The sequence below is a fragment of the Vibrio sp. D173a genome (genome assembly GCF_030248475.1).
This window is the reverse complement of the sequence record NZ_JAHGAH010000678.1, coordinates 1-871: the sequence shown is the minus strand read 5'-3', so window position 1 is coordinate 871 and position 871 is coordinate 1. Positions and strand designations below refer to the sequence as shown.

Sequence of the window (871 nt, the reverse complement as noted above, 5' to 3'; positions counted from 1 at the left end):
TCTTCACAAGAAGGACACTTCATACGCTTGCCTCGTTTATAGTTCATCAATTTTGTCAGCGGCGCATTATACCCATTCGGATCTCGACTGCAATACGCACCAATATAATGCGATCTGTTGCTTATTTGGGCATATACTTATTGTGTTGTATGTCACTTATAGACTTATTAGGTAGTGCCGAGCGTCTAGAAACCAGATAAAGCCCTATATTTTATAAGCTTAGCTGCTATTTTGACCGGGTGATGTCTCAGGATGGCACATTTATTGATTAATTTGATAATTAAATGATCTCGGTAAAGGTGTACCAAGGAAGATGTGTGCCACAGTCGGGATATAGAGATTTGTCAGCTGCTAGGAAAGGTTTATGAAACTAACGGACATGTCGTTCAAGCAAAAAATATTTGCTCTGCTTATTCTACCCATACTCGGGTTTCTGTGGCTCAGTGTAACGGCCATATCCTTTCGGTGGTGTACAGTGAACTGGTGCACGAGCTTCAGAAAGAGCGAGGCATGACGGCAGGGTTCTTGGGCGCGAAGGGCACTAAGTTTGGTAAAGAGCTTAGCGACCAACGTAAACTGACTAACCAAAAGCGTTCTGCTCGCAACGACTTTTGGCAATCACAAACTGTCGAGTTGTCAGAGATCACGCAACTCAATCAAACGATTTCTCAAGGCCTCAATCGAATTACAGACATTCGTCGTCAGGTTGACGCTCAAACTATCCCTCTAGGTCAGGCGCTTGCTTATTACACCCAGCTTAATGCGAAGTTATTGAGTGTCTCTTCTTTGATTGCAGATCTTAGCAGTGATTCGGTCATCACACGTGAGACCATTGCGTACTACAACTTCCTTCAAGGTAAAGCGAGAGCGG

1 pseudogene is annotated in these 871 nt (G+C 43.9%); it reads left to right on the top strand.

The window, feature by feature from the left end:
• Nucleotides 1–364 precede the first annotated feature (364 nt).
• A pseudogene (locus KIV40_RS28445) lies at nt 365–871 on the top strand (nitrate- and nitrite sensing domain-containing protein); the annotation flags it as partial.